Below are 26,182 nucleotides of genomic sequence, written 5' to 3'. Positions count from 1 at the left end.
CGTGGGCACCGGATGAGGGACGACATGATGTGCGAGCGCTCCCGTCCGTCGCGCCGGCACGGCTCCACGTTCTATCGTTTTCAATTCAACGAATCGGGAGAATTCAAGGAACCCCCTTCGGGACCGGCGGAGGTTCCTCGAATTCTCCCGATTCGTTGAATGAAGGCCCCCTCGTGGTGGAGTCGTGGTACGGCGGACGAACGGTCGCGCGCCGGGCCAACTCGGTGGAGAGCCAGAAGATCAGCACGCCTCCGACGAGATGCAGTGCCGCCCACGCCTGATGGCCGGGCACCAGCCGCTGCTCGATCGTCGTGTACTGCAGCCAGAGCAGCAGGAGCATGACCCAGCCTATCACCTTGGGACCGCGCGTGGTGCGCGCGAGGTAGGCGAGCACGAGCGCGAGCGGCGCGAGGTACTGGAAGCCGTCGACGAACGCGCGGTGGCGCGGCCACCACTGCGGCCCCACGAACACGGCGAGCCCGGCGAGAAAGATCTGGACGATCGTGCAGAGCACGAGGAGCCACGCGACGACCTGCAGCGCGCGGCCCGACCAGCGACGCACGCCGGCGCCTACTTCTTCACCTGGAGCACCTGCGCGAGCTCCTGCGCCGTCCACGGCGTGGCGCGCGACTTCGTGGCGGCGCGAATCTGCGTGACGGTGGCCGTGCTCACCGGCGCGGCCTTGTTGCCGAAGCTCGCGCGGATGTACGTCGCCACCGCGGCGATGTCGGGGTCGCTCAGCGTCGGGCCCCACGCCGGCATCGCGCCGTTGAACGTCTCGCCCTCGACCTCCACGTCGCCCTGGAGCCCGTGCAGGATCACGCGCACGAGGCGCCCCTCGTCGCCGGTCACCCACTCGCTGCCGGCGAGCGGCGGGTACTTCTCCGGCACGCCCTCGCCCGTCGCCTGGTGGCACGCGGCGCACGTCGCACCGAAGATCTTCTTGCCGTCGGACGGGGCCTGCGCCGACGCCGACGTCGCGGCGAGCGCGGTGCCTAACGCGACCAGCGCGACGCGCGCGTTCATGGCCGCGCTCCGCCACCGTAGCGACAAGCCGCGGGGTCCGCCTTCACGTAGTAGCGCTTGTAGTTCGAGGCCTTGGCGTCCATACACCCTTCCAGGTTCAGCAGCTCCACCTTGCGGAAGTCGATCGGCGCGGTCTCGGCCTGCAGCGAGATCGAGCCGCCGGTGATCGGCGTGCCGTCGATCTTCACGCCGGGCTTCATGTTGTTCGCCGATCCACCGCCCATCTCCGGCTTGCGGTACTCCAGCACCGTGTCGCCCATGACGATGTGCTTGATCACGGAGTCGCCGAGCACGAGCGCCTCCACGCGCACCCACTGGTCGCCGTCGTACGTCTTCGAGCGCGAGTTCGTGCAGTGCGCGGTGATGAGCTTCTCGCCGAAGTGCACGTTCGTGCCCGGCGTGCACAGGTTCCCCGTCGACCGCGGCTTGCCGTCGCTCAGGCCGCCCAGCAGCTGCACCTCGAGCGACATCGGGAAGTCCTGATCCTTCCCCATGCTCTCCGCGCTCTGGCCGTGGATCATGATGCCGTTGTTGCGCTTCGCCCACGCGAGGCTCGGCCCCGCGCCGGTCACCTGGTCGCCGACGAAGCGGTACTCCGCGGCGACGAGGTAGTACGAGAACGGCTTCTTGTAGAAGATGTGCCCGAACTCGCCGTTGAACGCGGTCCACTTGTCGTAGCGCACCTTCAGCAGCCCGTCCTCGACGCGGAACGTGTCGTTGAAGTTGTCGCCGAGGTCGTGCTTCGCGAACTTGATGTCCCAGTCCTTCAGGTCGCGGCCGTTGAAGAGCTGGATCCACTCGCGCGCGTCGGGGTCGGTCGTCGCGCGCGCGGCGCCGTGGGCGCTCGCGCAGCCGGCGAGGGCGACGAGGAGGAGCGGCAGCGCGCGTCTCATGCGAGGAGCTGCTTGAGGTAGCGCGCGCTCTCGGTGATGCTGGCGATCGCGCCGCCGGGCCACTGCGCGGCGGTGTCGTGCTCCACGAAGTAGTGGCGCATCCCGGACTGCGACGCGTGCGCGAAGATGCTCTTGAAGTCGATCGTCCCGAGCCCCACAGGCGCCATCGTCTTCGCGCCCTGCGGGTCGCGCATGTCCTTCACGTGCCACATCGCGAAGCGGCCCGGGTAGCGCCCGAACAGCGCGATCGGGTCCTGCCCCGCGTACGTCGCCCAGTACAGATCGAGCTCGAAGTCGACGAGCGCGGGATCGGTCTCGCGCACGAGCACGTCGAACCCCGACGTCGCCCCGTCGATCGGCGCGAACTCGCGGTTGTGGTTGTGGTACGCGAGCTTGAGCCCCGCGTCGCGGCACGCCGCGCCCCAGCGATTGAACTCCGCCGCCGCCGCCTTCCACGCGTCGACGCCGGCGTTGCTCGGGAAACCGTACGACGGGATGGTGATGTACGACTGTCCGATCGTCTTCGCGCTCGCGATCTCGCGCTGCACGTTCTCCTTCAGCAGCTGCGCGCCGATGTGCGCGCTCGGCGACACGAGCTTGAGCCGGTCGAGCACCGCGCGCACCTGCTCCGGCGTGCGGTTGTAGTAGCCGGCGAACTCCATCTCCTTGTACCCGGCCTGCGCGACGCGCTCCAGCGTGCCCTCGAAGTCCTGCTGCATGAGGTCGCGCACCGTGTAGAGCTGGATGCCGACGCGGTCCGGCGACGGGCGCACCCCTCCCGACGCGTGCTTCGCGCACGCCGCGAGCGCGCCGCCGCCTAACGCGACGCCCGCCAGCTCCACCAGGAACGACCGACGGCTCGTGCGTGATTCGCTCATCACTCCTCCTCTGTGGGCCGGGGGCCGGTCACGGCTTCTTCTGCTGCTGGCCGACCGCCTGCAGCCTGTCGGCGTACTGACTCTCGACGTGCATGAGTGTAATCGCTTGGACCAGGCTCGGCGTCGAGGCGGGGTCGCGCCACGCCGCCTCCAGCACCGGGGCGACCTTCTCCCGCACCGGGGCCGGCGTGCGCGGCGTGCGTACCGACTGCACCAGCACCGCGTAGGCCAGCGTGCGCTGCGCCGGGGTGCCCGAGCGCGCCTGCGCGATGAACCAGTCGAGATCGGCGAGCCGCCGCCGGTCGCCGACGTAGCGGCGCCACGCCGACTCCACCGGATCGCCCGCGCCGGCCGAGCCGGCGGGCGGCGTGGGCGCCGCGGAGGCGGCCGCGGCCGGGGTGGCCGCCGCGGGCAGCCCCGGCACCGGCATCAGCCGGCCGAACACCTCGGCGGCCGCGTCGCGCGCCGAGGGCCCGGGGACCTGGCTCAACGCCGTCAGCAGCTGCCCGCGCACCGCCGCGTCGAGCTTCGCGTCGAGCACGACGGTGCGCAGGAGCGGCAGCGTGCCCGCGCCGAGCGCGCTCTCGCCCGAGAGCAGCTGCGCGACCGCGGCCCGCAGCGCCGGCCCACGCGCGTCGAGCTGCTGGGCGAGGGTCACCGACTCGGCGTCGAGCTGCGCCCGGCCGACGAGCGCGTCGATCGCCTGCGCACGCAGCGGCTCGTTCGCGGGCACCGCGGCGAGGAACGCCGGCGCGCCGCGCGGCAGCACCTGGTTCGCCGCGAAGTCCTTCGCGATCCGGTCGAGCGCGTCGCCGCGCGCGGCGGTGAGCGCGCGGGCGAGCGCCGGCCGGATGCGCGCGCTCCCCTCCCACGGGGTCGGATCGAAGTACGGGCCGAGATGGGCCGGCTTCGTCGTCCACCAGTCGCCGGCCCAGAAGCCCTCGCGATCGTAGAGGCGCGCGAGCGTGTGCAGCAGCGGCTCGCGCGATGCCGCATCGGCGCGGTCGAGGCGCGCGAGCAGCGCGGTCACCGTCGGCTGGTCGTACATCATGGCGAGCGCTCGCAGCGCCCCGTCGCGCGCCGCCGGCGTACCGCCGTCGACCACCTTCAGCGCCGCGTCGCGCGCGCCCAACGCGACCAGCGCGTGGACGGCGAGGTGCTGCAGCGCCTGGTCGTCGCTCCCCACGAGCGGTGCGATGGCGTCGGCCGCGTCGGTCGCGCCGAGCCGCACGAGCGCGTTCAGCGCCTGCACGCGCACGTGCGCGTCGGCGTCGCCGAGCGCCTTCACGAGCAGCGCGGTGTGGACGCCCTCCGCCTGGTCGGGCCGGTCGGCGAGCGCGCGCACGGCGGTCTCGCGCACCGGCGCGCTCGCGTCGGCGGCCGCCTGCTCGAGCGCCGCGTTCGCGCGCGCGCCGACGAGCTGCTTCAGCGTGAACATCGCCGCCGCGCGCGCCTCGGCCGACGCCTTCGCGTCGGCGACGGCGCTCTGCAGCGCACGCACGGTCGCGTCGGATGCCGGACGGCGCAGGATCTCCTGCTGCGCGTGCAGCCGGACGAGCGCGTTGCCCGAGGCGAGCATCGTGCGGAGCTGCGCGTCGGGCGCCTTGTCGATCGGCAGCAGCGCGGCCGGCGCGACGTCGCTGCGGCGCACGCGGAACACGTAGCCGACCGTGTCCGCGTTGTACGTGAACTGGCCGCCCGACAGGCTCGCGACGAACAGGCTCCCCTGCGCGTCGGCGACGATGTCCGACGGGCGCACGACGGTGAGGAACTCCTCCTGCCGCGCGTCGAAGCTGGCGCCCTTCGGCGACAGCGGGTGGCGGTAGATGCGGTTCTTCGTCCAGTCGCCGGTGTAGAGCGTGTTGCCGTACTCCGGCGGCAGCGACGGATCCTGCACGAACACCGAGCCCACGCCGGCGCCCGCGCCGTAGTCGTACAGCGACGGGAAGTGCTCCGTCTTGAAGTTCTGGTAGAGCGTCGGGTAGCCCATGTTCGCGCCCGGCGCGAGGTAGTGCAGGCGCGTGTCCCACCCGTCGCCGTCGTTCGTGTTGTCGCGCGCGTAGACGTGGAGCAGCGGATCGATCGCGACGTCGTAGATGTTGCGCGTGCCGGTGGCGTAGATCTCGAGGTGCGTGCCGTCGGGGCGCACGCGCACCACCGAGCCGCCGCGGTGGGAGATCTGCGTGCCGTCGGTGCCGACCGCCTTGCGGTAGCCGTAGTCGCCGACCGCGACGTAGATCCAGCCGTCGATGCCTAACGCGATCTGGTTGGTCGTGTGGTCGGCGCCGCGGAAGTCGAGGTCGAAGCCGAGCCCCTCGACGATGTTCTGCTGCCAGTCGGCCACGCCGTCGCCGTCGGTGTCGCGATACGCGGTGAGGTTCGGCGGGTGCATCACGTACAGCGTCCTGCCGTCGAACGCGACGCCGCGCGGGCTGTCCATCTCGGCGAACGTCGTGTACCGGTCGGCGCGCCCGTCGTGATCGTCGTCGACGAGGCGCATCACGCGGCCGACGCCCTTGAGCTGCGACAGCGACAGGTTCGGGTCGACACCGACGAACAGCGCGCCGTCGGGCGACTCGGCCACGCACGTCGGGTACATCGCCACCGGCGGGCCGGCGAACAGCGTGAGCGTGAAGCCGTCGGGCGCCTTCACCTCGTCGCGCAGCTTCTGCTCCACGGCGGGCTCGCGCGGCACCGCGCCGCTCGCGGGAATCGTCGCCGGGCGCGCGGTCGGGTTGCCGCGCGGCTGGGCGAGCGCCGGCGTCGCGAGCAGAGCGAGCAGCAGGGGGTAGCGGGCGAGTCTCATCGGTAGGTGCAGGCGGACGGGTTCGAGTGCACGTAATAGGACTTGTAATTGGTCGCGCGCCGGTCCGTGCACCCCTCGAGGTTCAACACGCGCACGTTCCGGAAGTCGACCGGATGCCCCTCGGCCTGCAGCGCGATGAAGCCACCAGTCAGGAGCTTGCCGGGCACGAGCATCTTCGGGTCGAATCCCGTGACGACGCCGGCCGCCATCTGCGGCTTCTCGTACACGAGCACGGTGTCGCCGTCGATCATCGTCTTCACGATGGAGTCGCCGAGCACGAGCACCTCCGTGCGCACCCACGCGTCGCCGTGGATCGTCTTCGACGTCGAGTTGATGCAATGTCGCGGGTCGAGGCGGCCGTTGAACACCACCGCGGTGCCCGGCGAGCACATGTTGCCCGTGGGCCGCGCCTTGCCGTCGCCGAGCCCGCCGAGGAACTGCACCTCGACCGAGATCGGGAAGTTCTGGTCGCGCGGCATGGTGCGCGGGTCCTGCGAGTGGATCATGACGCCGCTGTTGCGCAGCGTGTACGACGGCGCGCCGGGATACAGGTCGCCGAGGAAACGGTACTCGAGCGACAGGAGATAGTAGGAGAACGGGCGGTCGTAGTAGAGGTGCCCGAACTGGTTGCCGTAGCTCCCACCGTAGCCGTCGTAGCGCGCCTGGATGACGCCGTCGCGCACACGGAACGTCTCGGCGAAGTTCTCGCCGACGTCGTGCTTCGCGATCTTCGGCGTCCAGCCGGCGAGCGAGCGGCCGTCGAACAGGTCGATCCACGCGCGCGCGTCGGGATCGTTAGGCCGGCTGGCCGGGCCACCCGCGCGCCCGGACGCGCACGCCGTGGTCACCAGCAGGGCGAGGAGGACGATCCGCATGGACACCACCGACCGGGGTGAACGCACATCTGCTCACGAACTTCCCTATGTGCGACAACGGGACAAGATTCCCGGCGACCGCGGGGTGTCAAGCGAGTGCCCCGCGCGGGCGCTGCGCGGGCGCTGCGCCGGGCTTGCGCGCCGCTCGACCGCGGGCCCGATTTCCGGCGTCCCTCGCCCGGTCTCCCTGCCCCTGCCTAACATGCCGCGCTGCACCATCGCCCGAGCCGCGCTCGCCACCCTGCTGGCCGGGGCCGTGCTGGCCGCGTGCGCGTCGAGCACGGCACCGCACGCCACGACGACGACGACGAGCACGCCGACGACGCCCGTGACCCCCGCCACGCCGCCCGCGCAGTGGGCGCTCGCCTGGAGCGACGAGTTCGACGGCCCCGCCGGCGCGACGTTCGACCGCGCGAAGTGGACCGCCGACACCGGCGGCGGCGGCTGGGGAAACCAGGAGCGCGAGTTCTACACGACGCGCCCCGAGAACGTGTCGCTCGACGGCGCCGGGCATCTCGTCATCACCGCGCGCGCCGAGTCGCCGACGTCCGGCTACCGGTGCTGGTACGGCGCGTGTACGCACACGTCGGCGCGGCTCAAGACGCAGGGACTGTTCGACCAGACCTACGGCCGCTTCGAGGCGCGCATCCAGATCCCGCGCGGCCAGGGGATCTGGCCGGCGTTCTGGATGCTCGGCCGCGACATCGACACCGTGGGTTGGCCGCGCTCCGGCGAGATCGACATCATGGAGAACATCGGCAAGGAGCCGAACGTCGTGCACGGCACGATCCACGGCCCCGGCTACTCCGGCGGCAACGGCATCGGTGGGCCGTACGCGCTCGACCGCGGCGCGTTCGCGGACGACTTCCACGTCTTCGCGGTGGAGTGGGAGCCGGGCGAGATCCGATGGCTCGTCGACGGGCAGCAGTACCGCCGCACGACGAGCGGCGTGATCCCGGCGACGTCGCAGTGGGTCTTCGACCACCCGTTCTTCGTGCTCCTGAACCTCGCCGTCGGCGGCGCGTGGCCGGGCGATCCGGACGCGACGACGAGCTTCCCGCAGCGGATGGTCGTGGACTACGTGCGCGTCTACAAGCGATGAAAGGGCCGACCGGGAGCGATGAGGGATGGGATCCTAGACGAGTGCTTCTGGGGATCTTCGAGATCGACGAGATCCTGGGATCGTTCGCTTTTGCTCCATCGCGAGATCCTCGTGATCCCAGAGATCCCCAGACGTACTCGCCGCGTCCCTTCCTGACGATCTGCCTAACGATCGCCCTCGGCACGGCGCCGATCGCGGCCCAGACGACCGACGTCCCGCGCCCGTTCGCCGTGCCCGCGAGCTGGATCGCCGACCCCGACGCGCCGGGCGACGTGTACGGCGTATACCATTTCCGCCGCGCGCTCGACCTCCGCGCCGCGCCGTCGCGATTCGTCGTCCACGTCTCGGCCGACAACCGCTATCGGTTGTTCGTGAACGGCACGTCGGTCGCGAGCGGCCCGCAGCGCTCGGACGTGCCGCACTGGCGCTACGAGACGGTGGATCTCGCGCCGTTCCTGCGCGCGGGGCGCAACGTGCTCGCGGCCGAGGTGTGGAACTGGGGCGCGTATCGCCCGGTGGCGCAGTGCGGCACGCGCACCGGCTTCCTCGTGCAGGGCGACGGCGCGGCGGAGGCGGCGGCGAACACGGGGCCGGGATGGAAGGTGCTGCGCGACTCCGCGTATCGGCCGATCCCGATCTCGTTCGCCGACGTGCGCGGCTACTACGCCGCCCCGCCCGGCGAGAACGTCGACGGCGCGGCGTACCCGTGGGGATGGGAGCGCGTCGACTACGACGACGCGCGCTGGCGCACGATCGCGACCGGCGCGGGCGGCGGTGTGATCGGACGCGTGCAGCTCTACGGCGTCGGCGACCTCGGCGCGCCGGGCACCGCGCCGTGGCAGCTCCAGCCGCGCACGATCCCGCCGATGGAGGAAGCGCCGGTGCGCTTCGCGTCGGTGCGGCGCGCGCAGGGCGTGAGCGCGGGCGACGCGTTCCTGCGCGGGACGGGGGCGCTCGTCATCCCCGCGCGCACGCGCGCCACGCTGCTGCTCGACAACGGCCAGCTCACGAACGCGTATCCTGTCGTGGAGACGAGCGGCGGCGCGGGGAGCTCGATCACGCTCACCTATGCCGAGGCACTGCGCGACGCGCAGGGACGCAAGGGCAACCGCGACTCGGTGGAGGGCAAGACGATCGCCGGCGTGCGCGACGTCGTGCGCCCGGGCGGCGGCGCCGAGCGACGGCGCTTCCGCGCGCTGTGGTTCCGCACCTACCGCTACGTGCAGCTCGACGTCGAGACGGCCGCCGAGCCGCTCAGCGTGCACGACGTCAGCGGCGTGTTCACCGGCTACCCGCTCGTGGAGCGCGCGCGCTTCGCGAGCGACCTGCCGTGGCTCGCGGACATGTGGCGCATGAACTGGCGCGGCGCGCGCCTCGACGCGTGGGAGACGTACTTCGACACGCCGTACTACGAGCAGCTGCAGTACGTCGGCGACACGCGCGTGCAGTCGCTCATCTCGCTGTACGTGGGCGGCGACGCGCGGCTGATGCGCGAGGCGATCGTGCAGTTCGACCGGTCGCGTCTCCCGGAGGGGATCACCCAGAGCCGGTACCCGTCGTGCCTCGTGCAGATCATCCCGCCGTTCTCGCTGATCTGGGTGGCGATGGTGCACGACTACTGGATGCACCGCGACGAGCCCGCGTTCGTGCGCGCGCTGCTGCCCGGCGTACGCGGCGTGCTCGCGTGGTACGAGCGGCACGTCGACTCCACGGGCATGGTGGGGCCGACGCCGTGGTGGAACTACGTGGACTGGACGCCTGCGTGGCGGAACGGCGTTCCGCCCGGCGCCGACCGCGGGCACTCCGCCATGACGTCGCTGCTGTTCGTCTACGCGCTGCAGCGCGCGGCGCAGATGGAGGATTCGTTGGGCCTTCCGGCCGAGGGCTCGCGCGAGCGCGCGCTCGCCGCACGGATCACCGCCGCGGTGCGCGCGCGGACGTGGCGCCCGGCGCGCGGCCTGTTCGCCGACGCACCCGACTCGGCCTCGTTCAGCCAGCAGACGAACGTGATGGCCGTGCTGTCCGGCGCGGTGCCGGCGGCCGAGCGGCGCACGGTGATGGAGCGCGTGCTCGCCGACACGACGCTCGTGCGGGCGAGCTACTACTACGGCTTCTACGTTCTGGAGGCGCTGCGCGAGGCGGGGCTCGGCGAGCGCTACGTGGAGCAGCTCGCGCCGTGGCGGGGGATGCTCGCGTTAGGCCTCACGACGACACCGGAGACGCCCGAGCCGACGCGCTCCGACTCGCACGCGTGGAGCGCGCATCCGAACTACGGTCTGCTCGCCACGGTGCTCGGCGTGCGGCCGTCGGCGCCCGGATTCCGCCGCGTGCGGGTGGCGCCGAGCCTGGGCCCGCTGCACCGCGCCGAGGGGCGCGTGCCCCACCCGCTCGGCGACGTGGAGGTGCGCCTGGAGCGCGTCGGCGCGACGGGCGTCCGCGGCGAGGTCACGCTGCCGGCCGGTCTTTCCGGTACCTTTGTATGGCGTGGCCGCGAAGCGCCGCTGCACGCGGGGCGGCAGGAGATCCGGCTGTGAGACGCGCCCGGCATGGCTCCACGTACGTTCTTATTGGAGGACTGAAGAAGGACTGAAGGAGGACTGAAGAAGGACCACCCGCAAGAAAGCATTGTTTGGTCCTTCTTCAGTCCTCCTTCAGTCCCTGCTTCAGTCCCACCCACACTCGTACGTGGAGTCACGCGAGGCGCGACGTTCATCAACCAGTCGTGGACATGAAGATGGAGATGTCGTTCCGCTCCGGCCCGTTCGGCGGAGCCTTGCTCGTCGCGTCGCTGCTCGTCGGCTGCCGGCACGAGCCGGTGCCGCAACCCGCGCCCGCCGCCGCGCCAGCCGCGGCCATGCCGACCCCGGCGTCCACCGCGCCACCGGCGCCCGCCGCGAACCCGCTCGCGGCGCTGTACGTCGACACTGGCGTGACGCCGGTGCGGTCGCCGCAGGACGAGGCGCGCACGTTCAGGCTCGTCGACGGCTACCGGGCCGAGCTCGTGGCCGCGGAGCCGCTCGTGCAGGATCCGGTCGCGATCGACTTCGACGCCGACGGGCGGATGTACGTCGTCGAGATGCGCGCGTTCATGCCGAACATCGACGGCAAGGGCGAGGACCGGCCGATCGGGCGCGTCGTCGTGCTCGAGGACACGAACGACGACGGCGTCATGGACCGCAAGACCGTGTTCCTCGACAGCCTCGTGCTGCCGCGCACCATCAAGGTCATGCAGCACGGCGTGCTGGTGGGCGCGCCGCCGAACCTGTACTTCGCGCGTGACACGAACGCCGACCTGCGCGCCGACGTGCGCACGCTCGTGCGCGGCGACTACGGCACGCTCAGCTCCAACCCCGAGCACAACGCGAACGGCTTGCTGTGGGGTCTCGACAACTGGCTGCACAACGCGAACTACGCGGGCGAGTTCCGTCTGCAGCCCGACGGCTCGTTCGCGTTCCGCCCGGCGCCGGAGGAAGGCCAGTGGGGCGTGTCGTCGGACGACTACGGGCGACTGTTCCGCAACAGCAACGAGGACCCGCTCCGCACCGACTACATCCCCGAGCACTACGCGGCGCGCGGCGGCAACGCCGGGCTGCGGCGCGGCGTGTACGAGCAGGTGACGCGCAACACGTCGGTGTGGCCCGACCACAAGACACCCGCCGTGAACCGCGGCTACCGCGAGGGCGTGCTCCGCGGCGACAGCTCGCTCGCGATGTTCACGTCCGCCGGCAGCCCCACGGTGTACGTCGGCGACCGGCTGCCTGACGAGCTGCGCGGGTCGGTGTTCGTCACGGAGCCGGCGGGGAACCTCGTCGCGCGGTTCGTCATCGAGGACAGCGGCGACGGCTTCGCGCGGGCGCGCAAGGCGTACGAGCGCGCCGACTTCATGACGGCGAGCGACCAGCGGTTCCGCCCCGTCAACCTCTCGTCGGCGCCCGACGGCACGCTGTACGTCGTCGACATGTACCGGGGCATCATCCAGCACCGCGCGTACATCACCGACTACCTCGAGCAGAAGATCCGCGAGCGCGGCATGGAGCAGCCGGTCGGCCTCGGCCGCATCTGGCGCATCGTGCACACGAGCACCCAGCGCGGGCCGGCGCCGCAGCTGTCGCGTGCGTCGGCGGCCGACCTCGTGCCGCTGCTCGCGCACCCGAACGGGTGGTGGCGCTTCAAGGCGCAGCAGCTGCTCGTGGAGCGCGGCGACCGCTCGGTGGCCGACGCGCTGCGCGCGATGATCCGCTCGCATCGCGACGACCGCGCGCGGCTGCACGCGCTGTGGACGCTCGACGGGCTCGGCGAGTCGGACCCGCTGACGATCGAAACCGCGCTCGCCGACTCGTCGCCGTACGTGCGCGCGGCGGCGGTGCGCATCAGCGAGCCGTGGCTCGCGCGCGCGTCGCACCCGCTGCAGGACGCCGTGCTGCGCCTCGCCGACGACCGCACGCCGCTCGTCCGCCGCCAGCTCGCGGCGTCGCTCGGCGAGCTCACCGCGACGCGGCGCGACGCCGCGCTCGTGACGGTGGCGAGCCGCTACGGCGACGACCCGATCGTGACGGACCTCGTCGCCGGCGCGGTGCGCGGACGCGAGACGGCGTTCCTCGAGAAGCTGCTCGCGACGCGCGGCGAGCACGCCGCCGCGGTGCAGTCGATCGCGGCGTCGATCGTGCGCTCCCGCGACGCGGCGGCGATCGGCCGGCTGCTCACGCTCGCCGGCCAGCCGTCGCGCCCGCGCTGGCAGCGGCTCGCGCTGCTCACCGGCGCGAACCCGCGCAGTGGACAGCGGGCGCCGCGTGGACCGCGGCCGAGCTTCGAGCCGCCGGCCGGTGCCGCGGCGGGCGGCGCGGCGAGCGGCGCGGCGCCCGAGGGGCCACCACGTCCGACGGCGGCGCCACCGATCGCGCTGCCTAACCGACCTGCGGCGCTCCTCGCGGCGGCGGAGAGCCCGGACAGCGCGATCCGCGCGCAGGCCCGCGCCGTCGCCGACGCGCTCACGTGGCCCGGCAAGGGCGGCGCCGCCGCGCCGGCGGCCCGCGCGCTCACCGCGGACGAGCAGGCGCGCTACGAGGCCGGGCGGCAGCAGTACACGTCGACGTGCGCCGGCTGCCACCAGGCGAACGGCGGCGGCCTCGCCGGCGTCGCGAAGCCGCTCGTCGGCTCGCGCTTCGTGCTCGGCACTCCCGTTAGGCTCATCCGCATCGTGCTGAACGGCAAGGAGGGCGAGATGCTCATGCCCCCCATCGGCGGCACGCTGACCGACGAGCAGGTGGCGAACGTGCTCACCTACGTGCGGCGCTCGTGGGGGAACGACGCGGACCCGATCGAGCCGACGCAGGTGAAGGAGATCCGCGCCGCGACGGCCGGCCGCAAGAAGCCGTGGACGGAGGCGGAGCTGCTGCGCATCACCCGATGAAAGCTGTCTCACGCGGAGGCGCGGAGAACGCGGAGAACACCACTGCTTGGTCGTTGGTGTTCTCCGCGTTCTCCGCGCCTCCGCGTGAGACCACACAGCCTCGTGAGACGATGAGACTCCGATCGATTCGCTGCGCCGCCTCGCTCGCCCTCGCCGCCGCGACGGCCGGCGCGCAGCCCCGCACCTACTCCGCGCGATCCCCAGACGGCGAGACGGTGATCGCCCTCGCCGTCGGACCGCAGGTGACGTACACGGTGACGCATCGCGGCCGCACGCTCGTCGCGCCGTCGCCGATCTCGCTCACGTTGGGCGACGGCCGAGTGCTGGGCCACGACGCACGCCCGAGCGGGGCGCGCACGCGGCAGGTCAGCGACTCCGTCAGGCCCGTCGTCGCCGTCAAGAACGCGATCGTGGGCGAGCGGTACGGCGAGGTGCACGTCGACTTCCGCGGCGGCTACGCGCTCGAGGCACGCGCGTACGACGACGGCGTCGCGTACCGGTGGATCACGAGCCTCCCGGACAGCGTCACCGTGCAGTCGGAGGAGGCGACGTTCCGCTTCGAGGGAAACCCGACCGCGGTGGTGGGGCTCGACTCGACGTTCATGACGCATCAGGAGCCGGCGTGGGGCCGCGTGCCGATCGACAGCATCGCGGGGCGCAAGATGGGCCTCCTGCCGCTGCTCGTCGACGTCGGCGCCGCCAAGGTCGCCATCACCGAGTCGGACCTCGAGAGCTACGCCGGGATGTATCTCGCGAGCGGCGGACCGGGCACGCTGCACGGCGTCTTCCCGCAGGCCGCGCGCGCCGAGCATGCACGAAACGATCGCGACGTCGACGTCACCGACCGCTTTCCGTATCTCGCGCGCACCGCCGGACGGCGCACGTTCCCGTGGCGTGTGCTGTTCGTCGCCGACGAGGACCGCGAGCTGCTCGAGAGCGAGCTCGTATACCGGCTCGCGCCCGCGAACCGCCTGACGGACGTCTCGTGGATCCGTCCCGGCAAGGTGGCGTGGGACTGGTGGAACGCGCTCAACGTGACGGGCGTGCCGTTCCGCGCCGGCGTGAACACCGACACGTACAAGTACTACATCGACTTCGCGGCGCGGTACCACCTCCCGTACATCATCCTCGACGAGGGCTGGTACAAGCTCGGCGACCTCATGTCCGTCACGCCGGGCGTCGACGTGCCGGAGCTCGTGCGCTACGGCGAGAGCAAGGGCGTCGGCGTCATCCTGTGGGTCGTGTGGCACACGCTCGACCTGCAGATGACGCCCGCGCTCGACCAGTTCCGGCGATGGGGCGTGAAGGGCATCAAGGTCGACTTCATGCAGCGCGACGATCAGGCCATCGTCGACTTCTACTGGCGCACGGCGCGCGAGGCGGCGGCGCGGCATCTCACGGTCGACTTCCACGGCGCGCACAAGCCGGCGGGGCTCAATCGCGCGTACCCGAACGTGCTGAGCTTCGAGGGCGTGAAGGGACTCGAGAACGACAAGTGGAGCACGCTCGTCACGCCGACGCACGACGTCACGCTCCCGTTCACGCGCATGCTCGCCGGCCCGATGGACTACACGCCCGGCGCGATGATCAACGCGCAGCCGCGGCAGTTCCGCGCCGTGTTCGAGCGCCCGATGAGCCAGGGGACGCGCGCCCACCAGCTCGCGATGTACGTCGTCTACGAGAGCCCCCTGCAGATGCTCGCCGACAGTCCCACGCAGTACCTGCGCGAGGCCGAGTCCATGGAGTTCCTCGAGGCGGTGCCGACGACGTGGGACGAGACGCGCGCGCTCGACGGCCGTGTCGGCGAGCACGTGCTCGTCGCGCGCCGCAGCGGCAGCGAGTGGTACGTCGGCGCGATGACGAACGACCGCGCGCGCACGCTCGCGCTCGACCTCTCGTTCCTCGGCGACGGCCCGTACACGCTCGACGCGTGGGAGGACGGACCGAACGCGGACCGCGACGGCACCGACTACCGCAAGACGTCTCGCTCCGTGACGCGCGGCACGCGCGTGGAGCTCCACCTCGCGCCGGGCGGCGGCTACGCGGCGCGCATCCGGAGAACGGGCCAGTGAAGCGACCGCTCCTGCTCGTCGCGTTAGGCCTGTGCGCCGCGCCGGCGGGTGCGCAGGTGCTGGCCCACGGATCCACCATCGAGCACGACTCGACCGTCGCGAAGGAGGAGCCGGGGACGCACGGTGGCGGCGGCATGTCCACCGGCTACTCGTTCTTCGCGAGAGCGCCCGGGCTCACCACGGTGTTCCGCAAGCGCGCGCTGCACCCGGGTGCCGGCATCGGCTACCACGAGCACAAGGACGACGAGATCTACTACGTGCTCAGCGGCCGCGGCGCGTACACGCTCGATGGCGTCACGCGCGAGGTCGGCCCCGGAACGGCGCTGCTCACCCGCGCGGGCAGCTCGCACGGCATGAAGGTGCTCGGCGACCAGGACCTCGTGCTCATCATCACGTACCAGCAGCGTCCGCGCGTGTCGAAGCCCTAGCGTTGAGCGTAGAGCGTAGAGCGTAGAGCGTGGAGCGACGTCTTCTCCCCGCTCTACGCTCTACGCTCCACGCTCGACGCTCCACGCTCGCGGAAGCGTCAGCGTGAACGTGCTGCCCTCGCCGACCGCGCTCGCCACCGTGAGATCGCCGCCCATGCCGCGCGCGAGGTCGCGGCTGATCGCGAGGCCGAGCCCCGTGCCTTCGGCCGTGCGCGTGAGATCCGCGCGCACCTGCACGAACGGCTCGAAGATCGAGCGCTGCTTGTCCGCCGGGATGCCGACGCCGGTGTCGCGCACCCGCACGCGCACCACGTCGTCCGTCGCGTCGCAGTCGAGCTCAACACGCCCGCCGCGGTCGGTGAACTTCACCGCGTTCGACAGCAGGTTGATGAGCACCTGCCGCAGCTTCTCCGCGTCCGCGTGCACGAGCAGCTCGTCGCGCGGGCAGCCCGTGGTGACGAGCGTGAGCCCCTTCGCGCTCGCCTGCGGCATCACGAGCGCCTCCGCCGCGGCGAGCGCCTCGGCGACGTGCACGGCGGCGACGTCGTAGTGCACCGCTCCGGCCTCGATGCGCGCGTAGTTCAGCACGTCGTTGATGAGGCCTAACAGATGCCGCTGGCTCTGCTGGATGCGGCGCAGGTCCTCGAGTTGCTCGCGCGTCACCGGCCCGCGGATGCCGAGCTCCAGGAGCTCCGCGTAGCCGCCGATCGCGTTCAGCGGCGTGCGCAGCTCGTGGCTCATGACGGCGAGGAACTGCGCCTTCGCCTGGTTCGCGGCGTGCGCCGCCCCGCGCGCGGCCTCCGCGTCGGCGCGCGCCCGCTCGCTCTCGTGCAGCAGCCGCTCCATCTCGCGCCGAGCGCGCACGCGTGCGGTGACGTCGACGAGCACGGCGACGGCGGCGGTCACGCGCCCGGTCGCGTCGCGCACCGGCTCGGCGCTGACGTCGAGCAGCGCGCGGCCGCCGTCGGGACGCTCGATCTCCACCGTCTCGCCGATGACGCGCTCGCCGCCGCGCAGGGCGCGCGCGAGCGGCCACTCCTCGGACGCGAGCCGCCGGCCATCGGCGTGAAAGCCGGTCCACTCGTTGCTGTAGCGCTCGACCGAGGCGGTGGCGGGGCGCTGCCCCCAGATGCGCTCCACCGCCTCGTTCGCGGCCGTGATGCGTCCCGACGGCGCCTCCACGATCACCACCCCGACGGGCAGCTGCGCGAGCACGGTGTTCAGCCGCTCCCGCTCCGCCTCCGCCTCGGCGCGCGCGGCGCGCTCCGCCTCGAACAGCCGCGCGCGCTCGAGCGCCTGCGCGCACTGCAGCGCGACGGCGCCGGCGCGTGCGCGGGCGTCGTGGTCGAACCGCTGCGGCGCGTCGTACGCGGCGCCGAGCACGCCGAGCACGCGGCCGTCCGCGACGAGCGGCATCACCGCGTTCGCGTGCTGGCCGAGCGCCTCCAGCGTCGGCGCGAGGTCGGGGTAGCGTGTCGCCCAGTCGTCGCGCGATTCGAGGAACACTGGGATGCCCGTGCGCGCGACGTCGGCGATCGGCACCGGTGCGCCGATCGGGAAGCGGCGCCACGTGTCGCGCACGTCGTCGGGCATCGCCCCGGCGCGCACGATCTCGATCTCGTCGCCGCGCTCGGTGAGCCGCGCGATGACGATGCCGGTGGCGCCTAACACGGCGGTCGCGTGCTCCACCACCGCCGCGGCCACGTCGGCCACCGTGGACGCGACGGCGAGCGCCGCGCTGAGCGCCTGCTGCCGGCGCGCGGTCGCCGCCGCCTCTGCCAGCGCCTCCTCCGCCTCGTGGCGCGCCGTCACGTCCTCGTGCGTGAGCACGACCTGCTCGACGGCGCCGGACGCGCCGCGCACGGGATAGAGATGCGCCTGCGTCCACAGCACGCGGCCGCGCCCCACCGTGCTCGCCATCTCGTAGCGAAGCGCCGGGAGCGTGACGGCGTCGCCGGCGAAGGCGCGGCGGATGAGCGGGAGCACGCCCGCCGCCTCGAGCTGCGGATCGGCGAGCACCGAGTACTCCGCCGGCACGTCCGACAGCGCCGCACCCCACAGACGCTCGAACGCCGGGTTCACGGCGAGCGGCCGCCCGCTCGCGTCGTACACCACCGTGCTGACCGGCGTCTGCTCGAACGCGGCGCGGAGACGCTCGGCCAGCAGCGTCGTGCCGTCGGGCATCGTCAGGCGCGCGCTCCGCGGAGGTACTCGCGCACGGCCTGCGCGTACTGCGCGAACGCCACCTCGGGCTCCTCGATCTCCGGGTGCCAGCGCTTCTCCCACTCGAAGTTGTAGTAGCCGCGGTAGCCGTGACGCACGAGCACCTCGACCTGCTCGCGCACCGGCACGTCGCCGCGGCCCGTGAGCACGTAGCGTCGATCGCTTCCCGCCGGCACGGAGTCCTTGAGATGGACGTGCCGCACCCACGGCATGAGCTGCCGCGCGGTCGCCTCCGGATCCTCGTGCGAGAACGCGAACGTGTGGTGCGCGTCCCAGAGCAGCGCGACCGTGGGCGAGTCGGCGCGGTGCATGATGTCGACGATCGTCGGCGAGTCGGTGAAGTCGCCGTGCGTCTCCAGCACCACGGTCACGCCCGAGCCCTTCGCGTGGTCGCCCAACGTGCGGAGCCCCGCGGCGACCCGGTCGAGCGTGCGGTCGCGCTCCTCGCCCGCGACCCACTTGTTGCCGAACACCCGCACGTACGGCGCGTCGAGCGCGTGCGCGAGGTCGATGAACCGCCGGCCCTCGTCGAGCCACGCGGTGCGCCGCGGGCTCTCCGGCACGTGCATCTCGGCCGACGAGCCGAGGCACGCGATGCGCAGCCCGTGGTCGGCGACCTCACGCTTCGACTGCGCGAGACGCGCGGGGGCGAACTCGGGGCGCTGCGTGAGATCCATCTCCTGCTGGATGCCGCGCAGCTCGATCGCCGCGAACTCGTGCGTCTTGGCGAAGTCGAGGATCTGCGCCCACGTCCAGTTCGGGCAGCCGAGCGTGGAGAACGACAACGGCGCCCGTCCGGACGACGGCGATGCCGATGTCCGGTGCACGCACCCCGCGGCGAGCGTCGTGCCGAGGGCGGTCACGAACTGGCGACGATCCATCACGGCTGTCCTCCAAGGATTGGTTCGAGGCGCTCGGCGAGTACCCTGGGGATCCGACGGCGATGAACGGGATCTCGAGATCCTTTCGATCGCACTTGGATCCCCAGAGTACTCGCCTCGTCGCCATCACCCTTTCATATCTGCGAGTACGCCGTCGGCCTGAGGAACACGTTGCTGATGCTCGATACGATCGCGGGATCGGCGTACTCCGGCTTCGCGGCGATCGCGCGCCACTCCGGATCGGACCCGAACTCGCCCCACCGCGCGTCGTGGTCGCGCATGTCGTCGAACGCGAGCAGGTACGTGAGGTTCGGCATCTTCGCCCCGACGATCGTCTGGCCGTAGAATACCGCGTGCATCGAGTGCCGCGCGAAGATGGCGGCCTCCCACCGGTTGAACACGTCGATCTTCGTCGCGCTCGCGGGCTCGCTGTGGCTCTCGTAGCGCCGGAGCTCGAACAGCCGCCCCTTCCCCGCCGCGAGCTGCGGCGGCAGCGCCAGCCGCGGGTGGCCGGCGAACGCCACCATGAGCGAGCTCTCGATCCGCTCGTACGGCGGGTCCGCGGCGGGCGCGTCGAGGACGGCGGCGCCGGCGCGCCGGTACTCCGTGTCGGCCGCGAGCCGCTCGGGGAGCGTCGCCACGGAGTCCATCGTCGGGTGCGTGATGAGCACGTACAGCGTCGGCGAGTCGGGACCGATCGCGACGTTGAACACGCCGACCGGCCCCGTGCCGGCGCGCCGCAGGGCGGGAACGAGCGCGTCGCGCGCGTAGTCGCTCATCGCCCGCTCGTGCGGGCCGCGACGCAGATGGTACGCACGCAGCTCGTAGTAGTCGCGCCCCTCGGCGGACTGCGCGCCGGCCGCGGTGCCTAACAGTCCGGCCCCCGCCCCCGCGGCGGCCGACTCGAGAAATCTCCGACGCGAGAGCGTCATCGCGTGCCGTCTCCTGCGGGCGCCTGCACCCGCTCGCTGTTGGTGATGCGCACGGGCTGGCCGTCGGCCGCGCGCACGGTCACGTCGGTCATCGTCCAGCCGCGTGCCCACTCGATGCTGCCTGCGGCCTGCCCCTCGGCCTGCACGTCGCGCCAGCGTACGTCGTGGATCGGCTTCGACGGGAGCCCGGCGGCGACGAACACGCGACGCGCTCCGGTCACGCGCACGTGCTCGATCGTGATGTCGCGGAACTCGGCCAGCCCGCGCTCGGCCGGCGTCACCGGCGTCGCGAGCACGCGCCAGTGCGCCGGAACGTTCGTCGAGTCCTTCGGCAGCGTCGCGTAGCTGTAGCTCGGGTTCCAGTCGAGCGTGAACGAGAACGCGGTCGGCACGTTCTCCAGCACGAGGCCGCGCACCAGCACGTCCTCCACCACGCCGCCGCGCGTGCGCGCCGACTTGAAGATGATGCCGGCGTTCGTCCCCGTGCCGCGATTGTTCAGCGCGACGACGTGGCGGATGCTCCCCGACGTCTCGGAGCCGAACGACACGACGCCGGCGCCCTTCCGCGCCACGTTGTCGCGGATGACGACGTACTGCGTCGGCCGGTTCACGCGCAGCCCGTCGGCGTCGCGCCCGGCCTTGAGGCAGATCGTGTCGTCGTTGTTCGCGATGTCGGTGCGCTGCACGAGCACCCACTCCGACGAGTCGATGTCGACGCCGTCGGTGCTCGGCCCGCCGTTGTCGGCGATGCTGATGCCGTCGACCGTGACGTGATCCGAATAGAGCAGCTGCACCGTCCAGAAGCCCGAGCGACGAAGGTTCACCTCCTCGATCGTGACGTCCGACGAGCGCGACACGACCACGAGGCGTACGCGCTGCGCGTCGTAGTCCACCGCCCAGCGCAGCCCCTGCGGCTCGTACAGCGAGCGGCGCAGCGTCCAGTACTTGTCCCACCACTTCTGCCCGCGCCCGTCGATCGTGCCGCGGCCGGCGATCTTCACGTTGCGCTGATCGTTCACGTTGATGAGCGCCGCGGGCCACGGCATCTCGATCCCCGCGACGCGCGTTGGCATGACGGGATAGTCCGCGTCGTCCTGGCTGCCGAGCAGCGTGACGCCCGAGTCGACGCGCAGCTCGACGTCGTGCTTCACGAACAGCGCGCCGGTGACGTAGCTCCCCGCGTCGAACCGCACCACGCCGCCGCCGGCCGCCGAGCACTCGTCGATCGCCCGCTGGATCGCCGCGGTGGACTTCGTGGCCCCGTCACCGACCGCGCCGCGCGCGTTCGCCGAGCAGACGCGCGTCGCGACCGGATGCCGCCGCGTGCCGACCTTCGACGCCCATGCCGGCAGGTCATCGGCGCGCGCGACCTGCGTCACGAGCGCGCCGACGAGCATCGCACGCGGAGCCGCGGAGAACGCGGAGAACGGCCAGGTCTTCATGTCGGTGTGCTCCGCGTTCTCCACGGCTCCGCGTGAGACACGCTCAGAAGCTCTTCGACGTCGTCTGCTTCACGTACGTGTCCGCGACCGGCCGGGAGAACAACGTGCGGAAGTCGCTCACGCCGCGCAGCACGAACGTCGGCGTGCCGGCGATCTTCGGCGCGTGCACGCCGCGGAACTCGGCGTCGTGCACGTCGTCGAGCACGAACGCGGGTCGCGTGTCGGGCTGCTCGAAGCTCACGTCGATGCCGTCCATGGTGAGCCCCGTCACGTGCCGCACGTAGAACGCCGACGCCGGCACGATGCCGAACATGCTCGGCTCCGGGTAGACCTTCTCCTGCTCCGCCACGGCGTACGGATCGCTGCGCGGACCACCGCCGCCGCGCTCCCCGGAGCGCACCATGTCGGACGGCTGCTTCGCTGCGGTCTCCAGCGACAGGCCGCCGCGGTAGACGATGCGCACGTCGCGCAGCGTCACGTCCTCCACCGCGTGCCCCGGCAGGCCGGTGATCGTCGACGCGTAGCGCGGGTCGACGTCGGAGGCGACGACATTGCTGATCGTGACGCGCTTCAGCGTGCCGACCGGCAGCTCCTTCGGGCCGCGCATGCGCGAGCCGAGCCGCAGGAAGATCGGCGACGTGAAGACGTGGCGCATGGTGAGGTTCGTCACCGTCACGTCCTCGATGATCGACCCGTCGACCGACTCCAGCGCGAGGCCGCGCGAGTTGTCGAAGACGATGTTGGAGATCGTGATGTTGCGGAACGGCCCGTTCGACTCGGTGCCCAGCTTCACGCGCCCCGTCGGCCCGTCGCGGTTCGCTGCACCGTCGGTGAACGGCCGGTACGTGGCGTCGAGCACCGAGCCGACGGCGAACCCGGTCACGACGCTGTTCGTGAGGGTGACGTTCTCGGTGCCGCGGGTGGCGCCGAGCGCGTACGATGCCTTCAGCACGATCGCGTCGTCGTTCGGCGAGTTCACGCTCGTGTTCGAGATCCGCACGTTGCGGCACGCGTCGACGTCGATGCCGTCGCGGTTCGTGTCGATCGTGAGGTTGTCGATCGTGAGGTTGTCGACCCCGGTGGCGAGGACGCCGAAGTGGCCGCCGCGATAGATCGTGAGATCGCGCAGCAGTACGTTCTTCGCGCGCAGCAGCGCGATCGCCTTGTTGCCGACGTGCGGCGTGTCGCGGCTGATGCCGCGGTTGAGCGACTTCCCGTCGATGCGCCCCGGCCCGACGATCGACACGTCCTCGACGTCCTCGCCCCAGATCAGCGAGTTGTGCCAGTGGCTGTGGCCGTAGTCCTGGTACTCGTTGCCGGGTCCCGGCTCCGCCGCGTCGAAGCCGCGGCCGTTCGCGGTGTCCGCGGCGAGCAGCGTCGCGCCGCGATCGAGGTAGAGCGCGACGTGGCTCTTGAGCCGCACCGAATAGCTCGCGTACGTGCCGGCACCGAGATACACCGTGCCCCCGCCCGCGGCCGCGGCGGCGTCGATGGCCCTGTTGATCGCGTCGCTGTCGATCGTGTGTCCGTCGCCGGTCGCGCCGAACGTGCGAACGTCGAACGCGCGCGATGCGGGCTGGGCGCCTAACGGAGCGGCGATCAGCAGAAGCGGCAGCCAACCTGTCAGCGAGGGCATCGGGACTCAGGGCCGAGGCGACTACACATGGGGATCGGACGGCGATCGAAGGATCTCGCGATAGAGGCGAGACGCGCAGGGCTGAAAGCTATCGCGAGATCCAAGCAGATCGCCGTCGAATCCCGGAGGTACTCGCCTGACGCCCATCGCCTCTACCCGAACTTGTACGTCTGCTTCGCGAGGTCGTAAGCGAGGGCGCGGGCGAGCTCGCGGGCGTCGGCGAGGTCGAGCTGATGCCGCGCGACGAGCCCGGCGAGCCAGTTCGCGTCCACGCGCCGCGCCAGATCGTGCCGCGCCGGGATCGAGCAGAACGCCCGCGTGTCGTCGTTGAACCCCACCGTGTTGTAGACCCCCGCCGTCTCCGTCACCTGCTCCCGGTAGCGCCGCATCCCCTCCAGGCTGTCGTGGAACCACCACGCCGGCCCGAGCTTCAGCGCCGGATAGTGCCCCGCCAGCGGCGCCAGCTCCCGCGCGTAGGTCGTCTCGTCGAGCGTGAACAGGATCAGCGTCAGCCGCGGATCGTTGCCGTGCGCGGCCAGGAGCGCCTGGAGGTTGCGCGTGTACTCGGTGGCCACCGGGATGTCGGCGCCCTTGTCCGGGCCGTAGCGCGCGGCGATCGGCGCGTTGTGGTCGCGCCAGCTGCCCGGATGGAGCTGCATCACGAGCCCGTCCTCGGTCGAGAGCCGGGCCAGCTCGATCAAGAGGTGCGCCTCGAACGTGCGCTGGTCGGCCGCGGTCGCCTCGCCGCGGCGCGCCTGCTGGAAGAGCGCCTCCATCGTCTCCGGCGTCTGGCGCGCGGTCCACGGCTCGAGCACCGCGTGGTCGGTGGCGGTCGCGCCGAGCGTCTGGAAGTAGCGCCGGCGTTCGGCGAGCGCGGCGAGGAACGCCTCGAACGACGTGATCGGCGCGCCGTGCGCCCGCGCCAGCGCCGCCAGCTCGTGCGGCCACGACGGGCGCGCGATCCGCAGCACCGCGTCGGGGCGGAACGTGGGGACCACGCGACGCGCGCCGTACGCCCAGTCGCTCGCCCGGATCGCCTGGTGATGCGGCAGCGGGTCGCTCGCCGCGTCGGTGGTGGCGAGCACCTCGATGTCGAATCGCTCGAACAGCGCGCGGGGCCGGAACTCGGGGCTCGCGAGCTTCTCGGCGATCTCATCGTACACCCGGTCGGCGGACTCCGCGGAGAGCTTCACGCGCACGCCGAACACGTCGTGCAGCTCGTTGTCGAGCCAGATCCCCGTGGGGGTGCCGCGGAACAGGTAGTAGTGGCTCCCGAACAGCCGCCAGATCTTCCGCGCGTCGGTCTCCACCGTGCTCCCGTCGACCGTCGGGATGCCGAGCGCGTCGAGCGGCACGCCCTGGGAGTAGAGCATCCGGAAGATGTAGTGATCCGGAACGAGCAGCAGCGCGGTCGGCTCGGGGAACGGCGCGTTCGTGGCGAGGATCGCCGGATCGACGTGGCCGTGCGGGCAGATCAGCGGTAGCGCGTGCGTCTCCTCGTACAGCGCGCGCGCGACGCGGCGAATGGCGGGATCCGGATCGAAGTAGCGGTCCGGGTGCAGCACGAGCGGCGCGACGCCGCGCGGAGTGAGGGCCGGTGCTTCGGGGGCACGCGCGTTCGTCGTCACGTCTCCGTCCTGGTCATGAGAGTCCCCACCGTCGCGCGCGGTGTTGAGGAGCGCCGCCGCCGCGCGCATGTTAGGCAGATCGACCAACCGTCCCACACCCGATCGAGCCATGGACCGTCGTGATTTCGTGAAGGCGGGCGCCGCGAGCGCGCTCGCGCCGTCCGGCCTCGCCGCCGCCGCTGCCGCGGACGACCGGCGGCACTACGAGCTGCGCGTGTACGAGACGCGCAGCGACCTCGCGCCGAACCGCATTCGCGCGTTCTTCACCGACGCGATGATCCCGGCGCTCCGCCGGGCCGGCGCGGGCGCGTTCGGCGCGTTCACGCCGGAGGTCGGGATGCTCGGCCAGTCGATCACGATCCTGCTCGAGTACAAGTCGGCGGCGGACGCGCTCGCGGTGCCGCAGCGCCTCGCGGCCGACTCCGCGTACGCGGAAGCGCGGCGCGCGTTCGAGGGCGACGCGCAGCCACCCTACGTCCGGTACGAGGCGCGGCTCATGCGCGCCTTCGCCGGGCACCCCGCCGTCGAGGTGCCGCCGACGAGCGCCGGACGCGCGCCGCGGATCTTCGAGCTCCGCACGTACGAGTCGCGCAACGCCGAGACGCTCGCGAAGAAGATCGCCATGTTCGACGAGGCGGAGATCGCGCTGTTCCGCTCCATCGGCATGACGCCCGTGTTCTTCGGCGAGAACCTGTACGCCACGCGCCTCCCGAGCCTGTCCTACATGCTCACGTTCGACGACCTCGCGGCGCGCGCGACGGCATGGGCCGCGTTCCGCGCGCATCCGGAGTGGCAGCGGATCCAGAAGGACCCGCGGTGGATCGACGAGCGCGGCATCACCACGGTGACGAGCTCCGTGCTCCTGAACCCGCTGCCGTTCTCCGACCTCCGGTGATCACTTCGAGGAGAACTCCTTGAACTGCGCCTCGATCCGGTCCGGCGTGGTCGGTCCGTCGAAGATCACCACCCGGTGCCGGAACGTGACCGACTGGCCGGGCTTCAGCGTGAACTCGTCGTCCGTCTTCCCCTTCGTGAAGTCCTTCGCCCCCAATGGATTCGCCGCGAACAGGCCGTAGCCGCGCGCGTGCCAGTAGGTGGGGAAGTTGTAGTTCTTCGGGTGGTCGATGATGGCGATCGTGATCGGCTCGCCCTTCACGGTGCCGCCGAGCGACGTCCACCGCGCGCGCGTGCTCCACACCGAGTCGCCCTCGAGCCCTTCCGCGCTGCGGTAGCGGCCCGTGACGCCCTCATTGTTCAGCACCGGCACCGCCGTCGCCTTGCCGCTCGGGTCGGTGAAGACCTCGGGCTTGTCGGCCGGCTGCTCGAGCTCGCGCCGCACGCGAAGACCGAGCGTGCCGTCCTTGTTGTCGTGGAACGTCACCGTCGTGTCGGTCGCCACGAGCGTCGTCGTGCGGTCGACGCCGCGCAGGTCGCCGGCCGCGTGGAACGCGTAGCGCGTCGTCTCGTGCATGAGCGTCTTGCCGGTCGGCGTCACCCAGTCGCTGCGCACCACGAGCACGCCCTCGCCCCTGCCGCTCCGCACCGTGTCGATGCCGCGGAACACGATGGAGCCGTACTTGTTCTTCTGCGCCGCCGGGATCGCGTCGGAGTTGTTCCAGAAATCGAGCCCGTTCACGTCGGAGTGGTTGAACCACAGTCCGATGTGGTGCGGGTGGTCGACGCGCTCGCCGGGGCGCGGGTCGAGCGGCCAGCCGCGCGTGACCTCGGTGCCGCTCGCTGCGCGGAGCGGGTAGAGCACCTGCTTCGGCAGGCTCGCCGGATAGAGGAACGACGTGAACGGCTTGCCGTCGACGAGCACGTCCACGCGCCGGTCGGCCTCGCGCGCGACGAGCTGCACGTTCGCCCCATCCTTCGTCACCCGCGGCTGTGCGCCGAGCGCCGGCGCGACGAGAACCACCAGGCTTGCGATGCTGGACCAGCGCATGGCAC

19 protein-coding genes are annotated in these 26,182 nt (G+C 71.8%); 6 read left to right on the top strand and 13 right to left on the bottom strand.

Annotated features, from left to right (window positions below; translation table 11 throughout):
• Positions 1–103: 103 nt before the first annotated feature.
• The 6 genes from J421_RS28245 to J421_RS28220 are packed head-to-tail and all read right to left on the bottom strand — an operon-like array spanning position 104 to position 6,478.
• Complete coding sequence (locus tag J421_RS28245) at positions 104–562, bottom strand: DUF6220 domain-containing protein (RefSeq protein ID WP_025414475.1); 459 nt, start codon at positions 560–562, stop codon at positions 104–106.
• A gap of 8 nt (positions 563–570) precedes the next feature.
• Positions 571–1,026, bottom strand: a complete 456-nt coding sequence (locus J421_RS28240; RefSeq protein ID WP_025414474.1) for a c-type cytochrome — start codon at positions 1,024–1,026, stop codon at positions 571–573.
• Entirely contained in the window at positions 1,023–1,919 is an 897-nt protein-coding gene (locus J421_RS28235; protein WP_025414473.1) for a 3-keto-disaccharide hydrolase, read from the bottom strand. The genes J421_RS28240 and J421_RS28235 overlap by 4 nt, the downstream gene beginning before the upstream one ends.
• Positions 1,916–2,797: a sugar phosphate isomerase/epimerase family protein gene (locus tag J421_RS28230; RefSeq protein WP_104023432.1), complete on the bottom strand. Its 882-nt coding sequence runs from the start codon at positions 2,795–2,797 to the stop codon at positions 1,916–1,918. Before J421_RS28230 ends, J421_RS28235 begins: the two co-directional genes overlap by 4 nt.
• A gap of 28 nt (positions 2,798–2,825) precedes the next feature.
• Positions 2,826–5,603, bottom strand: coding sequence for a DUF7133 domain-containing protein (locus J421_RS28225; protein WP_025414471.1), 2,778 nt, complete (start codon positions 5,601–5,603; stop codon positions 2,826–2,828).
• Complete coding sequence (locus tag J421_RS28220; RefSeq protein WP_025414470.1) at positions 5,600–6,478, bottom strand: 3-keto-disaccharide hydrolase; 879 nt, start codon at positions 6,476–6,478, stop codon at positions 5,600–5,602. The genes J421_RS28225 and J421_RS28220 overlap by 4 nt, the downstream gene beginning before the upstream one ends.
• A 202-nt stretch (positions 6,479–6,680) precedes the next feature.
• On the opposite strand from J421_RS28220, the gene J421_RS28215 reads away from it, so the two are divergent.
• The 5 genes from J421_RS28215 to J421_RS28195 all read left to right on the top strand — a co-directional run bounded on the left by J421_RS28215 (position 6,681) and on the right by J421_RS28195 (position 15,490).
• Complete coding sequence (locus tag J421_RS28215; protein WP_104023431.1) at positions 6,681–7,580, top strand: glycoside hydrolase family 16 protein; 900 nt, start codon at positions 6,681–6,683, stop codon at positions 7,578–7,580.
• Between the two features lie 230 nt (positions 7,581–7,810).
• Complete coding sequence (locus tag J421_RS28210) at positions 7,811–10,114, top strand: family 78 glycoside hydrolase catalytic domain (protein ID WP_025414468.1); 2,304 nt, start codon at positions 7,811–7,813, stop codon at positions 10,112–10,114.
• A gap of 194 nt (positions 10,115–10,308) precedes the next feature.
• Positions 10,309–12,990, top strand: coding sequence for a DUF7133 domain-containing protein (locus tag J421_RS28205; protein ID WP_148306593.1), 2,682 nt, complete (start codon positions 10,309–10,311; stop codon positions 12,988–12,990).
• Positions 12,991–13,100: 110 nt separating this feature from the next.
• Positions 13,101–15,062, top strand: coding sequence for a glycoside hydrolase family 97 protein (locus J421_RS28200; RefSeq protein ID WP_025414466.1), 1,962 nt, complete (start codon positions 13,101–13,103; stop codon positions 15,060–15,062).
• A complete protein-coding gene (locus J421_RS28195; RefSeq protein ID WP_025414465.1) occupies positions 15,059–15,490 on the top strand; it encodes a cupin domain-containing protein in 432 nt (143 codons plus the stop codon). Before J421_RS28200 ends, J421_RS28195 begins: the two co-directional genes overlap by 4 nt.
• A gap of 60 nt (positions 15,491–15,550) precedes the next feature.
• On the opposite strand, the gene J421_RS28190 is transcribed toward J421_RS28195, so the two are convergent.
• The 6 genes from J421_RS28190 to uxaC all read right to left on the bottom strand — a co-directional run bounded on the left by J421_RS28190 (position 15,551) and on the right by uxaC (position 24,343).
• On the bottom strand, positions 15,551–17,674 hold the full coding sequence (locus J421_RS28190) for an ATP-binding protein (protein WP_025414464.1): 2,124 nt from the start codon (positions 17,672–17,674) through the stop codon (positions 15,551–15,553).
• A gap of 2 nt (positions 17,675–17,676) precedes the next feature.
• Entirely contained in the window at positions 17,677–18,594 is a 918-nt protein-coding gene (locus J421_RS28185; protein ID WP_025414463.1) for a sugar phosphate isomerase/epimerase family protein, read from the bottom strand.
• A 134-nt stretch (positions 18,595–18,728) separates the two neighbouring features.
• Positions 18,729–19,526 carry an NIPSNAP family protein gene (locus J421_RS28180; RefSeq protein ID WP_025414462.1) on the bottom strand — a complete coding sequence of 266 codons (798 nt, stop codon included), beginning with the start codon at positions 19,524–19,526 and terminating at the stop codon, positions 18,729–18,731.
• The gene (locus tag J421_RS28175) at positions 19,523–20,968 is read right to left on the bottom strand and encodes a glycoside hydrolase family 28 protein (RefSeq protein ID WP_148306592.1); all 1,446 of its coding nucleotides are present in this window, start codon (positions 20,966–20,968) and stop codon (positions 19,523–19,525) included. Before J421_RS28175 ends, J421_RS28180 begins: the two co-directional genes overlap by 4 nt.
• A 43-nt stretch (positions 20,969–21,011) precedes the next feature.
• Positions 21,012–22,604 carry a rhamnogalacturonidase gene (locus J421_RS28170; protein WP_104023429.1) on the bottom strand — a complete coding sequence of 531 codons (1,593 nt, stop codon included), beginning with the start codon at positions 22,602–22,604 and terminating at the stop codon, positions 21,012–21,014.
• 152 nt (positions 22,605–22,756) lie between these two features.
• Positions 22,757–24,343 (bottom strand): glucuronate isomerase, encoded by a 1,587-nt coding sequence (uxaC, locus tag J421_RS28165; RefSeq protein WP_236646389.1) that lies wholly within the window; start codon positions 24,341–24,343, stop codon positions 22,757–22,759.
• Between uxaC and J421_RS28160 the strand changes: the two genes are divergently transcribed.
• Positions 24,342–25,127 (top strand): NIPSNAP family protein, encoded by a 786-nt coding sequence (locus J421_RS28160; RefSeq protein WP_025414458.1) that lies wholly within the window; start codon positions 24,342–24,344, stop codon positions 25,125–25,127. The genes uxaC and J421_RS28160 overlap by 2 nt on opposite strands.
• On the opposite strand, the gene J421_RS28155 is transcribed toward J421_RS28160, so the two are convergent.
• A complete protein-coding gene (locus J421_RS28155; RefSeq protein WP_025414457.1) occupies positions 25,128–26,177 on the bottom strand; it encodes a DUF6807 domain-containing protein in 1,050 nt (349 codons plus the stop codon).
• Positions 26,178–26,182 lie beyond the last annotated feature (5 nt).

The sequence above is a fragment of the Gemmatirosa kalamazoonensis genome (assembly GCF_000522985.1).
Lineage (GTDB): Bacteria > Gemmatimonadota > Gemmatimonadetes > Gemmatimonadales > Gemmatimonadaceae > Gemmatirosa > Gemmatirosa kalamazoonensis.
Note: the sequence above shows the minus strand (reverse complement) of the source record. Positions and strands in the feature narration are given on the sequence as shown.